The organism is Cupriavidus sp. 96C5-1, from assembly GCF_057798855.1.
Map to the genome: position 1 here is coordinate 133,543 of NZ_JBYOJU010000018.1, position 16,262 is coordinate 149,804.

Here is a 16,262-nt window from a genome sequence, read left to right on the forward strand (position 1 = left end):
ATTTTTCCGTTGCCAGTGACGCCAGCGGTGATTACTATAGTGATCGTTCAATAATTTGCCGTGGTCCGGTGGACACCATCGAGAGTGCGTGCCGCCCCCAAGGAAATCCATGATCCCCTATTCCCTGCTTGATCTGTCGCCCATCGTGGAAGGTGGAGATGCCGGCCAGGCCATGCGCAATTCGCTGGCGCTGGCGCAGCACGCCGAGCGCCTGGGCTATCGCCGCTTCTGGCTGGCCGAGCATCACAATATGCCCGGCATCGCCAGCGCCGCCACCGCGGTGCTGATCGGCTATGTCGCCAACGGCACGTCCACCATTCGCGTGGGCTCGGGCGGCATCATGCTGCCGAACCACTCGCCGCTGGTGGTGGCCGAACAGTTCGGCACGCTCGCCTCGCTGTTTCCCGGCCGCATCGATCTTGGCCTGGGCCGCGCGCCCGGCACCGACCAGTCCACCGCCCGCGCGCTGCGCCGCAGCGCCACGCAGGACACGGCCGATGCCTTCCCGCAGGATGTGGCGGAGCTGCAGGCGTATTTCGACGCCCCGCGCCCCGGCCAGCGCTTGCGCGCGGTGCCCGGCGCGGGCCTGAAGGTGCCGCTGTGGCTGCTTGGTTCCAGCCTGTTCAGCGCGCAGCTGGCAGCGTCGATGGGGTTGCCGTTCGCCTTTGCCTCGCATTTCGCGCCGGGCTTCATGCGCCAGGCGGTCGATCTGTATCGCCAGACCTTCCAGCCGTCGGAGCAATTGTCCAAGCCGCATGTGATGCTGGGCCTCAACGTCTTCGCGGCGGATTCGGACACGCAGGCGCGGCGCCTGTTCAGCTCGCTGCAGCAGCAGTTCCTGGCGCTGGTGCGCGGTCATCCCGGCCCGATCCGGCCCCCGGTGGACAATATCGAGCTGCTGTGGACCGAGACCGAGGCCACGCATATCCGCCGCTCGCTGGCGTGCTCGGTGGTGGGCGATCCGGACGGCGTGCGCACCGGCCTGCGCAATTTTATCGAGGACCTGCGGCCCGACGAACTGATGCTTACCGCGCAGATCCATGACCATGAAGCCCGCCTGCGTTCCTTCGAGATCGCGGCGCTGGCGATGCGGGCGGTGGAGCCGGTGGCCAGGGCCGCGCTCTGAGCGTCGGCCTCATCGCCCGGCCCATGGCGCGGCGGACGGGGCCGGAGCGAGCCGCAGCCGCAGGGGCTGCTTCGGCCGCAGCGTGACATTGAACACGGGCTGCGGCGCAGCCATGCCGTCGGGCACCGACAGTGCAAAGCGCTGCAATATCATCGCCGCGATCGCGGTCGTCTCGGTCATTGCCAGGTGCTGTCCCAGGCAAACGCGGGGGCCGGCGCCAAATGGCAGGTAAGCGCCGCGCGGAAACGCCGGTGCGCCGGGGCCGAAACGCTCGGGCTGGAATGCCAGCGGTGCGGGGAACCATCGCGGGTCGTGATGCATCAGCTGCACCGGCACCAGGAACTGGGTGCGGGCGGGTAGCTGCCATGAACCCAGCGTGATTGGCCGGGTGGAGCGGCGGCTGTTGAGCATCGGCGCGGCCGGGTAGAGGCGCAGCGCCTCGTGCAGCGTCTGCGTCAGGTAGCGCAGCGACGGCAGGGTTTCCGCCGTCGGCGCGCGGTCTTGCAGCACCTGCAGGACTTCCTCTCTCGCCGCGGTCTGCGCGGCTGGGTTTGCGGCCATGCACCATGCCCACCAGGCCAGTGTCGCCGCGGCGGTTTCATGCCCGGCGAGGAATGCCGTCATGCACTCGTCGTGCACCGCTTGCAGCGGCCACGCCGCCGCGTCGTCGCGGTGCAGTTGCAGCAGACGGCTCGCCAGGTCGTCGGGCCAGGCGTCATGCGGCAGCTTCAATCGGGCTTGCAGATGGCGGTCCACCAAGCCATTCAGCGCCGCCAGGGCTTGCCGCTTGGCGCGCTTCCAGGGCACCGCATCGGGCCAGCTCGCGGGCCAGTAGAACTCGGCGTTGGCCGCCACCATGACCGTGCGTGCGGCAGCTTCCGCGATGCGGGCGTCGGCACCGATCTCGCTCGAGAACATCGTGCGCACGATCACATCCATCGCCAGCGATGTGAGCGCGTTTTCGATTGGCCAGTTTCCTGCGTGCATCGGCCAATGAGACAGCGCCTGCATGGCGGCGGAGGCAATGGTTGGTACCAGGGCCTGCACTGCCTTCGGCGAGAAGCCCGGCTGCAGGGCGTGCCGCTTGCCTCGCCAGGCATCGCCCTCTGCAATGAGCACGCTGTGTCCATGCAGTTGCGCAAAGACGCGCATGCCGCGCTCCCAGCGGATCAGCGCGTCGTGGTGCGTGACCAGCAACTCGCGCGCGAGCTGCGGGTCGGTGACGACGATCTGATGCTCCGGCCAGATGCGCACGTGCACCACATCGCCAAATGCCCGCTGCCATGTGGCCAGCGTGCCAAGCAGATCGCGCGACATGCTGCGCAGCAAGCGCCATCCGGTCAGGCCGGTGGTTGGCCCCGGCGGCCAGACCCCGGGCGGATGGAGGGCTGGCGGGTGGGACGGGGCACCCGCATGGAATGGACAATCCGGAGGAGATGAGGTATTCATTCGACGCATTGTTCGCCATCCTGCGGCGCTGGTCTTGAACGCAAACGACATCGCCACGCGCCCCGGCTCTCCCTCTCCCCGCGCGATGATCTGCACCGAATTACCGCCTGTACCGCCGCACTGCCCCGATCCGCTGATGCGCGCGCCCCGCGCACCCGGCGAAGGGAAGACCGTGCGCGAGCGCCTCTACCTCTCTCCGCCCGCCTTGCAAGGCGCGGTCGTGGCTGTCGTCCACCGCGATACGCGCGGTTTGAGCTTGAGCAGCGCGCAGCGGCTGTCGCATTTCCCGGCCACGCCGCTGGTCTGTCTTTCGTGGTTCCAGGGCCTGGATGCCGGGCTGGTGGAGCGCACCGGCGGCGGCCCGCTGTGGCGGCCGTTCGGCGCGGCGGTGGTGGTCTCGGGCAGCCAGTCCCGGCCCACCGTGAGCTGGGCACCGACCTGCGGGCGCAGCGGCATGGTGTGTTTCGCAGCGGATGCTGCGCGGGCACTGCTCGGCCTCGACCTGGCTGCCGTGCAGGACCGCTTTGCCTCTGCCCACGAGGTGCTCGGCGCCGACCGGTGGCCGTTACTGGAGGCGCTGCTCGACGCCGCCGACGATGCGGCCACGCAGGCCGCGCTGGAACAGCATCTCGCGGCACCCTGGCAGGCGCTGCAGGGCCGCATGTCGTCCATGCCCTCGCTGCGCCGGTTTGGCCGCCATTGGGTCGAACGCCTGGCCTGGCAAGCCAGCCAATGGCTGCGCACGCACAGTCCGCGCCAGGTCGAACGCCGCATCAAGGCGCACAGCGGGCGATCGCTGCGCCAGTGGCAGTCGCTGGTCAAGACCGAAGGCGTGTTCTTCTCCGCGCGGGAGCGGTACGAGGCTGGGCTGCCCTTCGACTGGGCGGGGCTGGCCCAGGACGAAGGCTTCGCCGATCAGGCCCATCTGAGCCGCGTGTCCAAACGGATCACCGGTTTTTCGCCGAGCGAGTTCGCCCAGCGTTTTGCCGAAGATGAATCGTTCTGGGCGTATCGGCTATGGGTGTGATCCGTGTATGGCGGATTGGCGTGTTCATCCGGTCATCGTGCTGCCGGCGTCGCGTGTCCGCTGTTGCCGGTCGACGGACGGTCGTCGTATTCCCGGGAGATGTCCTTGTTCGTGTAGTCGCCCAGCCGCGAAGCGGCTATCAGGCTAAGCACCGCGCACCCAAGGATATAGCCCGCAATCGCATAGCCCGAGTGGTAGTAAGCGAAGAGCGCGGTCGCGATCAGCGGCGCGGGGCCGCCGGCGATGACCGAAGCCAGCTGGTAGCCCATGGACGCACCGCTGTAACGCAGGCGCCCGGTGAAGGATTCGGCGATCAACGCGGCCTGGGGACCGTACATCATCGAATGCGGCACCAGCGAGAGCACGATGGCCACGAAGATCCACAGCGGATCCCTGCTGCCGACCATCGCGAAATAGAGGAAGCCGAATACGCCGACCACGGCGGCGCCGATCATGTACAAGCGCCGCCGCCCGATCAGATCGGACAGATGGCCAAAGAACGGGATAGTGAAGAATTCCAGCACCGACGCCGCCAGCACCGCCGTCAGCAACAGATCGCGCGTCACGCCCAGTGTCGAGACGCCGTAGGTGAAGACGAAGGCCGTGAATATATAGAAAGGCGCCTGTTCGGCCATGCGGGCAAAGGCCGAGAGCAGGATGTCCTTCGGCTGGCGGCGCAACACCTCGAGCATCGGCGTCTTCTCGATCCTGCGCTCGGCCACGAGCCGCGCGAATATCGGCGTCTCGAGGATATTGAAGCGTATGTAGAGGCCGATCGCGACCAGCACGATGCTGAGGAAGAACGGCACCCGCCAGCCCCAGGTGAGAAATCCGCTGCCGGAGATCTGGCTCATGGCAAGGACGGCCAGGTTGGCCAGGAAGAGTCCCGCCGGCACCCCGAACTGGGGCCAGGAGGCGACGAAACCGCGATGCGCGTTCGTTCGTGTCCATTCCATCGACATCAATACCGAGCCGCCCCATTCGCCGCCGACGCCAACGCCCTGGATAAAGCGCAATACCGTGAGGGCAACGGCGCCCCAGATGCCGATCGTGGCATAGGTGGGGACGAAGGCTACCGCGAAAGTAGCGAGGCCCATCAACAGCAGGGTCACGATCAGCGTGGCCTTGCGCCCGATGCGATCGCCGTAGTGGCCGAAAATTGCTGCTCCGACCGGCCTCGCCAGAAAGCCGACGGCATAGATCAGGAAGGCCTGCAAGGTGCCGACGACCGGGTCCGACTCCGGGAAATACAATTTCGCGAAAACCAGGCCGGTCACCGTGCTGTAGAGGAAGAAGTCGTACCACTCGATGGTGGTACCGATCGTGCTGGCGATGACGGCGCGGCGCAATTGGCGCCGTGCGTCCTCATCGGAAAGAGGCGTAGCCCCTACTTGCAGGGCGTCCATTTGGCATCTCCCCAAAAGGAAGGCGGTATGCTTGTATAGACAACATGCGTGACAGGGGGTTCCAGCTAGCCGGGCGGGCGATGGATGCCGCGGGCGAGGCGCAAGGCCTCGGCCTCCCGCCATGACATCGCTACTGCCGCCACGGCGGCTGGGGCTTGAAGCGTGCCTGCAGGAAGGAGAGGAACAGCTTGACCCGCGCCGACAAGCCCGCACGGCTCGCGATCAGCGCCACAACGTCCGCATCCGGCAAGCGCCAGTCGGGCAGCAGGCGCACGAGGCGGCCGGAGGCCAGACTTTCGGCCACGTCCCATTCCGACCGCACGATCACGCCCTTGCCCTCAAGCGCCCATTCCCGGGCGACCTCGCCGTCGTTGGTGCTCAGGATCGCAGGCACACGCACGGCGGCTTCGGTGCGCCGCTTGCGAAAGCGCCACAGCGTCACGTCCTCATGGTTCTCGCGCAGCACAATGCAGTCGTGTTGCGCCAGCTCTTTGGGCTCCCGCGGCGCGGTGCGGCGCGCGAGATAGCGCGGCGATGCGCAGACCAGTCGCGAGTTCGGGGCAATCGGGTAAGCGACCATGCTCGAATCCAGCAGGCTGCCGATATGGACGATCAAGTCGAACCGATTGGCCTGCGCCGCGGACACGACGTCGCTGAGCGTCAGCGACACCATCAGCTTGGGATGCTGTGTGTGGAAGTCGGCGATGGCCCCCGCCAGATAGTGCCGGCCGAACCCGAGCGGGCCACAGACATGGAGCGTGCCGGCCACGTCACCCGAGCGCTCGCGCACCGTGTCGACCAGGGCCCCCAGGTCCGCCAGCAGCGCGACAGCGCCGGCGTGGAACAGCTCGCCCTCCTCGGTCAGGCTGAAGCGCCGCGTGCTGCGGTGGGCCAGCTGCGTGCCCAGGTGCAACTCCAGTTGCTGTAGCCGCTGCGACACCGCCGAAGGTGTCACGTCAAGCCGGCGCGCCGCCTCCGCCAAGGAGCCGCTCTCGGTGATGGTGACGAAAAAGCGCAAGTCGTTGATGTCATGTGGCATGGCAAGAATGGTACGCCCGGCCCCTTGCATCGTCGACTCCCGCGTTAGTACTCCGCGAGGTTGCTACAGCCGCGCTGCAGCGTAACCCCAGTGCCGGCGACGCGGTGACTTCAGCGTCGCTGCGGCGGCCTTCGCACAGGCCCGCGACCACCTTACCAGCCGCTGATGCGCTGCCAGGTGGCGACGACTTCGCGGCCCGGCCCCAGCACCTTGTACTGGCCGTATTGCGCTGCGGTGGCGCATGCATGGTTGGGAAGGATGCGCACCTGCGTGCCCACCGGCAGGTGCAGCGCGCCTTCGATCTTCCGCGAGCGGTGTCCCATGATGCCGTGCTCCTGGTTGGCCTCCAGCAACAGCAGATCATCGATCGGGTGGCCGTCGAGATCGCAGACCAGACCATAGCGTTGATCCACCGGCTGGCTGGCCGTGCCGCGGTCGCGCGACATCGCCATCCAGCCGGCATCCAGCAGGGTCCAGCCTTTGTCCGGCCGATGCCCGATCACCGTGGCCAGCACGGACAAGGCAATATCGTCGAGTCGGCACGCTCCCAGGCCAGCCATGACGAGGTCGAAGAACACGAAGACGCCGGCGCGCAGTTCGGTGACGCCCGCCAGGTTTTCGGCGAACAGCGCCGTCGGGGTCGAGCCCACGCTGACCACCGGACACTCGATGCCGGCTTCCCGCAATCGGCCCGCCGCGTGAACGGCCCCTGCGCGCTCCTGCTCGGCCATGGCGCGGATTGCCTCCACCGACCGGCAGTCGTACGAACTGCCGGCGTGCGTGAGCACGCCCTTGACGGGGACGCCGGCGCCTTCGAGGTACCGGCCGATTTCCAGCAGCGCTGCTGAATCGGGCTTGACGCCCGACCGATGGCCGTCCGAATCCACTTCGACCAGCACGTCCGCGCGGCATCCTCGCACCTTCGCCCACGCGGCGAGCAGCCGCGCCGTTTCCACGTTGTCCACGAGGAGCGAGAGCCGCACGCCTTTGTCCTGCAGTGCCGCCACGTGGTCCAGCTTGTTCGGCGCGATGCACACCGCATACAGGATGTCCTTGACGCCACGCGCTGCGAAGTACTCGGCCTCCAGCAGGGTCGACACGGTGATCGGCCCTTCCGGCGTTTCCATCATGCGGCGCGCCACATCCATGCACTTGTTGGTCTTGACATGGGGGCGGAAGGAAACGCCCAACCGCCGCACGCGGTTGCGCATGCGTTCGATGTTGCGATCCATCCGCGCCTCGTCGAGCAGCAGCGCGGGCGTTTCCAGTTGTTCCAGCATCGGCATGTCAGCTCCCCGCTTCCTGCGGCTCGCGCGCCAGCACGCGCCCTGGCCGCGCGCCCGTCGAGCCCCCGCCTTGCCAGACGACGGCGCCGTTGACGATCACCGCATCGATACCGTGCGCCGGCGCGATCGGCGCCTCGTAGGTGGCGGCCGAGTCGATGGTGTCGGCGTCGAACAGGGCCAGGTCGGCGAACGCGCCTTCCTTGAGCACGCCGCGGTCCTTCAGGCCGAAATTCTTCGCGGTGAGACCGGTCATCTTGTGCACGGCAGTCTCCAGGGGGAACAAGCCGAGGAACCGGCCGTAGTGGCCCAGCACGCGAGGAAAGCTCCCCCACAGACGCGGATGCGGAGACGCGTCGTGCGGCAGGCCGTCCGAGCCGATCATGACTTTGTCGTGCTTCAGGATGCGCTGAACGTCGGCCTCGTCCAGCCGGAAGTAGATCCCGCCCGCGGGGCTCAGGCGGCGGATCGCTTCGTCCTGGTCCACGCCCAGCTTGCCGGCGATGGCGTCCAGATCCTGCCCGGCGAATTCCGGCAGCGCCTTCGACCAGCTCACGATGACGCGGGTCGAGCTGGCCGCGCGGTCGGCCGACAAGACCGTGGAGCCGGCCGTGTAGGGATAGCAGTCGATGCAGATCGGCTGGGTGGCCATGTTCCGCTCGATGACGGACAGCGCTTCCTGCGACCGGCCCTTGTTCTTTTCTCCGACCACCTTGAGGTGCGAGATCACCACGGGCACGCCGACTTCGCGGCCAATGCGGAAGGTTTCCTCCAGCGAATCGATCACCCGGTCCGCTTCGTCGCGCATGTGGGTGCAGTACACGCCGCCGAATGCCTTGAGCGGGCCGCAGACGTCGATCACCTCCTCGGTCGGCGCCGCGATCGAGGGCTCGTAGAACAGGCCGGTCGAGACACCGATGGCGCCGGCTTCCAGCGCCTCGCGCACCAGGCTGCGCATCTGCTCGATCTGCGCCTGCGATGCCGGCCGCTCCAGATCGTCCACGGTCGCCACGCGCAGCGTGGTGTGACCCACCAGCAAGGCGCAGTTGGTGGCCGCAGGCTTGCCGCGCAGCGCGGCGATGTAGGAGGCGAATGTGGGGAAAGCGAACCAGTCGCCCTTCTCGTCGAGCAGGTTCAGTGGCGGCGTGACCGGCTGCGGGATCGGCCGCGGCATCGGCGCGAGCGAGATGCCGCAGTTGCCCGCGATCACCGTGGTGATGCCCTGGCTGACCTTGGGGGCCATGTCGGGGCTGGACAGCATCAGGCGGTCGTCGTGTGTGTGGGCGTCGATGAAGCCCGGGGCCGCGATGCGGCCTTGGAGGTCGATCTCGACCTCGCCGCGCGCGTCCCTCAAATCGCCGATGCGGGAGATGCGGTCGCCGCGCAGGCCGATGTCGCCCGCGTAACGCGGCGCACCCGTGCCATCCACGATGCTGGCGTTGCGGATCAGAAGGTCAAATTTTTCCTGCATGGGATTTCCTAAAGAAGTTTCCATGACGCACCGGCGCTCACAACAGCGCGCCACGCGCGGCAACCGGCCAGAGGGCCTCGACGCTATCGCCGCGCACGCACACCAGTTCGTCGTAGAGATTGACGGTCGGGTCGCAGTGGCCCGGCACCAGCATCAGCACGTCGCCCAGCGACACCGCGGCGGCATCGGCGGTGGCCAGGACGCCGTGTTCGTCGGCGGCCTTCACATAGCGCAGATCGGGCCGCTGCCAGACGGCGGGCATGCCCGAATCCACGCTCGACGCCTTCAGACCGGCATCCACGATCGCGCGCTGCGGCGTCGCCCGGCTCATGACGGTCGTGCGCACGAACAGCGCGTGCTCGAAAGGCACGTCGCCCTCGCCGCGCTCGTTGTCGCCGTAGTCGCGGTCCAGGAAGATATAGGACCCCGCCTGGAGCTCGTTGAAGACGCCGCTGTCGCGTTCATGCAAGAAGGTGCCGGTGCCGGCGCCCGTGACACGCTCGACAGCGATGCCGCAGGCCTCGATGGCGTCCCGCGTCATGCGCGCCGCCGCGATGGCCTCCTTGATGGCCGCGGCGCGTTGCTGCGGCGAGCGCAGATGCTGGGCCGGCCCGTGGTAGCACTGCAGCCCGGCGAAGCGCAGCCCCGCGCTGCCTGCGATCTGCCGGGCCAACTGCACGGCTTCGTCGCCCGGCGCCACACCGCAGCGGTTGGCGCCGACGTTGACCTCGGCGTAGACGTCGAGGGTGACGGCATGCGCCTGCGCGGCAGCGGCCAGCGCCTGCACCTGCTGCGGGTGATCGGCCAGCACGCCGATGCGCGCCTTGCGTGCGAGCGGAGCCAGGCGGCGTAGCTTGGCGTCGCCCATTACCTGGTTGGTGACCAGGATGTCGCCGATGCCCGCTTCCACGAATACGGCTGCCTCTCCGACCTTCTGGCAGCAGATGCCCACTGCGCCGAGCGCGACCTGGCGCAAGGCGATCTCCGGGCACTTATGGCTCTTGGCGTGGGCACGCAGGCGCACGTTGCGGCCGCGCAATGCGTCAGCCATGCGCTGCAGATTGCGCTCGAACGCATCCAGGTCGAGCACGAGCGCGGGTGTGTCGATGGCAACGACGGGGTCGCCGGGTTGGGCAGCTTTCCAGTAACTCATGGGGGTTTCCTTCAATCGATCTTGGCGCCGGAGAACTTCACGATCTTGGCCCACTTGACCGTCTCGCGGCGGGAGAGATCCAGGAACTCCTCGGGCGTGCCAGGCGCGATTTCCGCCCCTAGCAGCCTGAATCGCTCTCGCACGGCGGGGCTGGCCAGCGCGGTGCGGATCTCCTTGTTGAGGCGGGCGACGATGTCTTTGGGCATGTGGGCCGGGCCGACGATTCCGCCCCAAGCCGACACCTCGAAACCGGGAAGGCCGGATTCGGCGATGGTGGGAACGTCCGGATACGCAGCCGAGCGCTGCAGCGATGAGATGCCAAGCGCCCGCACCTTGCCCCCCCGGGCCATCGGCGCGGAAACCGGCGTGTTGATCATCATGAGCTGGATGCCGCCGCCGATCAGGTCCGTGATGGCCGAGGTCGCCGCCCGATAGGGCACATGCAGCATGTGGACGCCGGTCATCGCCATGAAGAGTTCAACGCCCAGGTGCGCCGTGGTGCCGTTGCCATCCGAGCCGAAGGCCAGCTTGCCCGGATTCTTCTTCGCATAGGCGATCAGTTCGGGAATGGTCCTGACGGGCACGCTGTTGTTGACGATCATCATGTTGGACAGGCGCAGCGTGTTCGCGATCAGCGTCAGGTCCTTCTCGACGTCATATGGCACCGAGGGCAGCAGCGATTTGTTGGTCGCTAGCGAGACGATGTTGCCGTAGGCCAGCGTGTAGCCGTCGGGCGCGGACTTCACCAGGTCCATGGTGCCGATCACGTAGGAGCCGCCAGGCTTGTTGTCGATCACGATGGGTACGCCCAACTGCTGTGCCAGCTGTGGGGCCAGGGCCCGCATCAATGCGTCCGGAGCACCGCCGGGAGCCGACGGCACGATCAGCCGGATCGGCCTGTCGGGATAGGCCGCGACGGCTGGCGCTGCAGCGGCGGTCATTACGGTAAGGGTAAGAATGGGGAGCAACAGGCGTTTAAACATGGCAGGGACACATCGCAGGTGGAGTAAGGCCGGAAGGGGACCGCCCAGGGCGGGGAGGCCGGCAGCACGGAAGGAGAGAAGACGCATCTGAGTTCCTTTTGGCGGGAGAGCCGCCGGCTATCACAAACCTGCGACATGCGTGTAAGCGAACGGTAGGCCTGCGCAGCCAAAACAGAAACTAGCCACAGCTACATTCAGTATTCAGCCGTGCTTACGAATCGCCGGTGTCGTGGCGTGCTACTTGTGGAGCGATGCCAAGCGCACCCACCCCTTGCCGGCACGAGCTGGAGATGGTGGCGCTGGCATCGTTGGTTCGGGCCGATCGCCTGCTGCGCAAGGTCGATGCAGCGGTCGATCCCGCGTTCGTCCGAGCCAAGGTTGGGCATCTGTACTTGCGCAAACAAAAAACCCCACATTCCGAAAAATGCGGGGTTCGTCAGCAATCCGAAGCCGCCCGTGAGGGCGGCGAACCAGACCGGCCCGCGCCACCCGCGCGGGCAAGCTTTGCCGTCACTGCCTACAATGTGTCTTCTGCCGCGCCTGGATGCGCGTGGCGCCTTTGCCGCCAGGTACCGGGCCGCACGCAGCAGGCGGCTGGTATGCGCAAGGCGGTTTTTCGATGCAACTAGCGGAGCCATACGCATGACCTCGAGCATCATCAGACGCAAGCTGGGCAAGTCAGGACTGGAAGTATCGCCGCTGGCGTTCGGCGGCAATGTTTTTGGCTGGAGTGCCGATGAGTCCACTTCTTTCGCATTGCTCGACGCCTTCGTCGGCGCGGGGCTCAATTTCATCGACACGGCGGACGTCTATTCCCGCTGGGTGCCCGGCAACCAGGGCGGCGAGTCCGAGACCATCCTCGGCAAGTGGTTCAAGCGCAGCGGCAAGCGCGCCGACGTGGTGCTGGCCACCAAGGTGGGCATGGACATGGGCGAGGGGCGCAAGGGCCTGTCGCGGGCTTATATCGAACGCGCCGTCGATGCCTCGTTGCGGCGCCTGCAGACCGACTACATCGATCTCTACCAGTCGCACACCGACGACCAGGACACGCCGCTGGAAGACACGCTGGAAACCTACGACCGCCTGATCAAGGCCGGCAAGGTGCGCGCCATCGGCGCCTCCAACTACAGCGCCGCGCGTCTGGCCGAAGCACTGGACGTCAGCCGCCGCCACGGCCTGCCGCGCTACGAGAGCCTGCAACCGCATTACAACCTCTATACCCGCAGCGAGTACGAAAGCGAGCTGGAGCCGCTGGTGCTGCGCGAAGGCCTGGGCGTATTCAACTATTACGCGCTCGCCAGCGGCTTCCTGAGCGGCAAGTACCGCTCCGAGGCCGACCTGGACAAGAGCAGCGCGCGCGGCCAGCGCGTCAAGGCCTACCTCGATGCGCGCGGCCTGCGCATCCTGGCGGCGCTGGACGAGGTGTCCGCGCGTACCGCTTCCAACCCGACCCAGGTTGCGCTGGCCTGGCAGATCGCGCGCCCCAGCATCACCGCGCCGATCGCCAGCGCCACTTCGCTGGCGCAGCTGGACGACCTGATCGCCGCCACCCGGCTGCGGTTGAGCGCCGGGGACGTCGCGCTGCTGGACCAGGCCAGCGCCTGAGCGTTCCAGTGTCTTGACAGGGGGCGCCGCGCATGGCGCGGCGCGCATCAGCATCAATCAGCATCAGGAAGGAGAGCAGGGATGGATGGCACCAACAAAGGCGGCAGCGGCCTGGCGGGGGTCAAGGCACTCGTATTCGATGTCTTCGGCACCGTGGTGGACTGGCGCACCAGCGTGATCGGCGACCTCACCGCCTTCGGGCAGCAAAAAGGCATCGAGGCCGACTGGGCCGCCTTTGCCGACGCCTGGCGCGCCGGTTACGCGCCCGGCATGGATCGCGTGCGCAAGGGCGAGCGGCCCTGGGCCAATATCGACGTGTTGCACCGCGAGCGGCTCGATGCCCTGCTCGACCAGTTCGGCATCGAGAACCTGAGCGAAGCGGAGAAGCGGCATCTCAATCTCGCCTGGCACCGGCTGTCGGGCTGGCCCGATACCGTGCCCGGGCTGACGCGCCTCAAGCAGCGCTACATCATTTCCACCTTCTCCAACGGCAGCGTGCCGTGCCTGGTCGATACCGCGAAGCATGCCGGGCTGCCGTGGGACGCGGTGTTCAGCGCCGATATCGTGCGCCACTTCAAGCCGGACCCGGAAACCTATCTCGGCGTGATCGCCTTCTTCGGCCTGCAGCCGCACGAGGTGATGCTGGTGGCGGCGCACAATTACGACCTGCGCCACGGCCGCGCGTATGGCATGCGCACCGCCTACGTCAACCGGCCCACGGAATATGGGCCGCGCCAGTCCAAGGACCTGGCCGCCGAGTCGGACTGGGATGTGGTGGCGGGCAGCATGACGGAGCTGGCGGACCGGTTGTGCGGGTAAGCATGGCGGCGGCTTGCCGCCGCCCCTGATCCAGGCTACGGGATGCGTTTGCGCGTGCAGATCGCCGTGCCGCCGGGCGCATCCAGGACCCTGTCCGCCAAGATGCCCTGGCGGCACATGGCGTGTCCTGCGCGTGCCACCGGAGCGATGGAGTTTGCCCAAGCCGCTCGCTGTCGGATACATTAGGATTCCCGGTCGCCCGCCAGCGCATGAACGGCGCATGAACGGCGCATGCACGCGCACCAACGAGAGAGGCAAACCAGAGCCGGGATGGCGGGTCCGTCCGCGTGTAGCGCGGCAGTACCAGCGGCGCAACGGCGCCGGGACGGCGATCCGCCAGGAGACCACAAGGAGACGACGATGGACCTGCGGCAACGCGAGCACATCGATACGGTAGTCCAGCTCACCACCCGCGCCAGCGCGCCGATACCGCGCGCGCCGGAAACCATCATCCAGAACTCGTGGCGGCGCTGCGTGCACCAGTACGGGCTCGACCCGGCGCGCATGCAGCAGGCCCGCATCCTGCCGCAGACGCGGCTGCGCGAGCACCAGCAGCGCATCGACGATTTCGCGCGCATCGCGCGCCACGGCCTGCAGACGCTGTACAGCCAGGTGGCGGGCATGGGCTATGTGGTGCTGCTGACCGACGCCCAGGGCGTGACGGTGGACTACCTGGGCGACGCCAACGCCGATGCCCGCCTGCGCCACGCCGGCCTGTACCTGGGCGCGCAATGGAGCGAGTCCGGCGCCGGCACCTGCGCGGTGGGCACCGCGCTGGCCACCGGCGAGGCCCTGACCGTGCACCAGGCCGATCATTTCGACGCCACCCATATCCCCCTGACCTGCACCGCGGCGCCGCTGTTCGATTCGCACGGCAGCCTTTGCGCCATCCTCGACATCTCCGCGCTGACCTCGCCGCAGGCCAAGGACAGCCAGGGGCTGGCGCTGCAGATGGTGCGCATCTACGCCAGCCGCATCGAGAACGCCAGCTTCGTGCGCAGCCATCGCGAGGACTGGATCCTCAAGCTCAATGCCGCGCCGGAGTTCGTCGACGTCAACCCGGAATACCTTGTCGCGCTGGATGCGGCGGGCCGCATCGTCGGCCACAACCGCCGCGCGCAGCAGATGCTGGAGGCCGAACTGGGCGTGGCCGGCGCCGGCACGCCGGTGCTGGGCATGCCGTTCGAATCGCTGTTCGAGGCGCGGCTCGACGAGTTGGGCCGCTTCGTCCATTCGCGCCCGAGCGAGCAGCGCGCGCTGGCGCTGGCCCGCAGCGGCAGGCGGCTCTACCTCAGCGTGATGCCGCCGGCCCTGCGCTGGCAGCGCGCCAGCGAGAGCGGGGAACGGGCCACGCCGCTGCAGGCGCCGCTGGCCGCGCTCTGCGGTGGCGATGCCGCACTGCAGCAGCAGTTGCTGCGTGCCGCCAAGCTGGTCGATTCACCCATCAACCTGCTGATCAACGGCGAGACCGGCAGCGGCAAGGAATACCTCGCCAAGGCGTTGCACCAGGCCAGCGCGCGCCGCCACGGGCCGTTTGTGGCGGTGAATTGCGCGGCCATTCCCGAATCCCTGATCGAGAGCGAGCTGTTCGGCCACCTGCCCAACAGTTTCTCGGGCGCCGGCTCCCGGGCCAAGCGCGGGCTGATCCAGGAGGCCGACGGCGGCACGCTGTTCCTCGACGAGATCGGCGACATGCCGCGCGAACTGCAGTCCCGCCTGTTGCGCGTGCTGGCTGAAGGCGAGGTGCTGTCCATAGGCGCGGCGCGCCCGGTGCCGGTCAATGTGCGGGTGATTTCCGCCACGCACCATCCGCTCGACCAGCTGGTTGGCAGCGGACGCTTTCGCGAGGACCTGTATTACCGGCTCAATGGCGCGCGCCTGATGCTGCCGCCGCTGCGCGAGCGCTCCGATCTTGACTGGCTGATCGGCAAGATGCTGGATGGCGAGAGGCAGGTGAGCCTTGCGCCAGCGACACGCGCGCGTCTGCACCTGCATCGCTGGCCCGGCAACCTGCGCGAGCTGCGCAACGCGCTCGAATACGCGCGCGCGGTCTGCACCGATGGCCACATCGAGGTGGAGGACCTTCCCGAGAGCATCGGCGCCGCGCCGCAACCGGGCTTGCTCCCGGCCACCGCCAGCGCGGCGGCGCCGGGCAAGGCATCCGTCGAATCCGTTGCCGCGCCGGCGCCAGCGGATGCCGCCTTCGACCCGCACCTGCTGCCGCCCGAAGGGATGTTGCTGATGCAATACCTGCGCGCGGCGGGCTGGAACCTGAGCGCGGTGGCGCGGCAGATCGGCGTGAGCAGGATGACGCTGTACCGGCGCATGGCGCGCTATGGCATTGCTTCGCCTAACCAGCGGGATGTTCTTTCGGGGAAGTGATTTGGGGGGGCAGGGTCTAAGGTTGTTGGGCTCTTGGTGGTATTTGGTTTTCAGTAGGACCTCATGCCGTTGTAGGGATCTGATTCAGGTCTGCAGGGCCTGAAGGCGGAGTGGTGTCGGGGTCTTGGGCTTGGGTGGGTTGAGACAGGTCTGCAGGGCCTGAAGGCGGAGTGGTGTCGGGCTCTTGGGCTTGGGTGGGTTGAGACAGGTATGCAGGGCCTAAAGGCGGAGTGGCGGCGGGCTCATGGGCACATGGAGGTGTCACTTTTCTTTACTCGTAAAGAAAAGTAACCAAAAGAAAGCGACCCCTTGCAGGGGGGCTGGCTTGTCGGGCTTGGTGGCTTTGCGGATTCGTGGTGGGCGCGTCAGTCCTGCCTGACTGCTGGCGCTACCGGCGCGAACGGCATTGCCAATGCGGATGGCGCTGGTTTCAGTATAGCGCCCCTGATGGCAATGGCCCGTGGTGGCTCACGCATCTGCCGTTACCGGCACGAATGGCCACTACCTCCCGATCCTTGC

13 protein-coding genes are annotated in these 16,262 nt (G+C 67.4%); 6 read left to right on the forward strand and 7 right to left on the reverse strand.

Features of this window, described 5'->3' with window-relative positions; all coding sequences use genetic code 11:
- The first annotated feature begins 109 nt into the window (after window positions 1-109).
- Entirely contained in the window at window positions 110-1,126 is a 1,017-nt protein-coding gene (locus tag AC3FOF_RS20475; RefSeq protein WP_276267035.1) for an LLM class flavin-dependent oxidoreductase, read from the forward strand.
- A gap of 9 nt (window positions 1,127-1,135) precedes the next feature.
- Here AC3FOF_RS20475 and AC3FOF_RS20480 read toward each other — a convergent pair whose 3' ends face one another.
- Window positions 1,136-2,575 (reverse strand): cytochrome P450, encoded by a 1,440-nt coding sequence (locus tag AC3FOF_RS20480; protein ID WP_488727626.1) that lies wholly within the window; start codon window positions 2,573-2,575, stop codon window positions 1,136-1,138.
- Between the two features lie 85 nt (window positions 2,576-2,660).
- Here AC3FOF_RS20480 and AC3FOF_RS20485 point away from each other — a divergent pair, with 85 nt between their 5' ends.
- Window positions 2,661-3,602 carry a helix-turn-helix domain-containing protein gene (locus AC3FOF_RS20485; protein WP_488727635.1) on the forward strand — a complete coding sequence of 314 codons (942 nt, stop codon included), beginning with the start codon at window positions 2,661-2,663 and terminating at the stop codon, window positions 3,600-3,602.
- A 32-nt stretch (window positions 3,603-3,634) separates the two neighbouring features.
- Here the strand turns inward: AC3FOF_RS20485 and AC3FOF_RS20490 are convergent, their stop codons facing one another.
- The 6 genes from AC3FOF_RS20490 to AC3FOF_RS20515 all read right to left on the reverse strand — a co-directional run bounded on the left by AC3FOF_RS20490 (window position 3,635) and on the right by AC3FOF_RS20515 (window position 10,895).
- Window positions 3,635-5,008: an MFS transporter gene (locus AC3FOF_RS20490; protein WP_488727627.1), complete on the reverse strand. Its 1,374-nt coding sequence runs from the start codon at window positions 5,006-5,008 to the stop codon at window positions 3,635-3,637.
- Window positions 5,009-5,138: 130 nt separating this feature from the next.
- Window positions 5,139-6,077 carry a LysR family transcriptional regulator gene (locus tag AC3FOF_RS20495; protein ID WP_488727628.1) on the reverse strand — a complete coding sequence of 313 codons (939 nt, stop codon included), beginning with the start codon at window positions 6,075-6,077 and terminating at the stop codon, window positions 5,139-5,141.
- A 122-nt stretch (window positions 6,078-6,199) separates the two neighbouring features.
- Window positions 6,200-7,333 (reverse strand): DSD1 family PLP-dependent enzyme, encoded by a 1,134-nt coding sequence (locus AC3FOF_RS20500; RefSeq protein ID WP_488727629.1) that lies wholly within the window; start codon window positions 7,331-7,333, stop codon window positions 6,200-6,202.
- A gap of 1 nt (window position 7,334) precedes the next feature.
- Window positions 7,335-8,801: an N-acyl-D-amino-acid deacylase family protein gene (locus tag AC3FOF_RS20505; RefSeq protein ID WP_488727630.1), complete on the reverse strand. Its 1,467-nt coding sequence runs from the start codon at window positions 8,799-8,801 to the stop codon at window positions 7,335-7,337.
- Between the two features lie 37 nt (window positions 8,802-8,838).
- Window positions 8,839-9,954, reverse strand: a complete 1,116-nt coding sequence (locus AC3FOF_RS20510) for a DSD1 family PLP-dependent enzyme (protein WP_276267041.1) — start codon at window positions 9,952-9,954, stop codon at window positions 8,839-8,841.
- Between the two features lie 11 nt (window positions 9,955-9,965).
- The gene (locus AC3FOF_RS20515) at window positions 9,966-10,895 is read right to left on the reverse strand and encodes a Bug family tripartite tricarboxylate transporter substrate binding protein (RefSeq protein ID WP_276267042.1); all 930 of its coding nucleotides are present in this window, start codon (window positions 10,893-10,895) and stop codon (window positions 9,966-9,968) included.
- Between the two features lie 332 nt (window positions 10,896-11,227).
- Between AC3FOF_RS20515 and AC3FOF_RS20520 the strand changes: the two genes are divergently transcribed.
- From AC3FOF_RS20520 to AC3FOF_RS20535, 4 genes are all read left to right on the forward strand, one after another.
- Window positions 11,228-11,566, forward strand: coding sequence for a hypothetical protein (locus AC3FOF_RS20520; RefSeq protein WP_488727631.1), 339 nt, complete (start codon window positions 11,228-11,230; stop codon window positions 11,564-11,566).
- Between the two features lie 13 nt (window positions 11,567-11,579).
- Window positions 11,580-12,542: an aldo/keto reductase gene (locus AC3FOF_RS20525; RefSeq protein WP_017228920.1), complete on the forward strand. Its 963-nt coding sequence runs from the start codon at window positions 11,580-11,582 to the stop codon at window positions 12,540-12,542.
- Window positions 12,543-12,623: 81 nt separating this feature from the next.
- Window positions 12,624-13,361, forward strand: a complete 738-nt coding sequence (locus AC3FOF_RS20530; RefSeq protein WP_017228921.1) for a haloacid dehalogenase type II — start codon at window positions 12,624-12,626, stop codon at window positions 13,359-13,361.
- Window positions 13,362-13,721: 360 nt separating this feature from the next.
- On the forward strand, window positions 13,722-15,743 hold the full coding sequence (locus AC3FOF_RS20535) for a sigma-54-dependent Fis family transcriptional regulator (protein WP_488727632.1): 2,022 nt from the start codon (window positions 13,722-13,724) through the stop codon (window positions 15,741-15,743).
- Window positions 15,744-16,262: the final 519 nt, after the last annotated feature.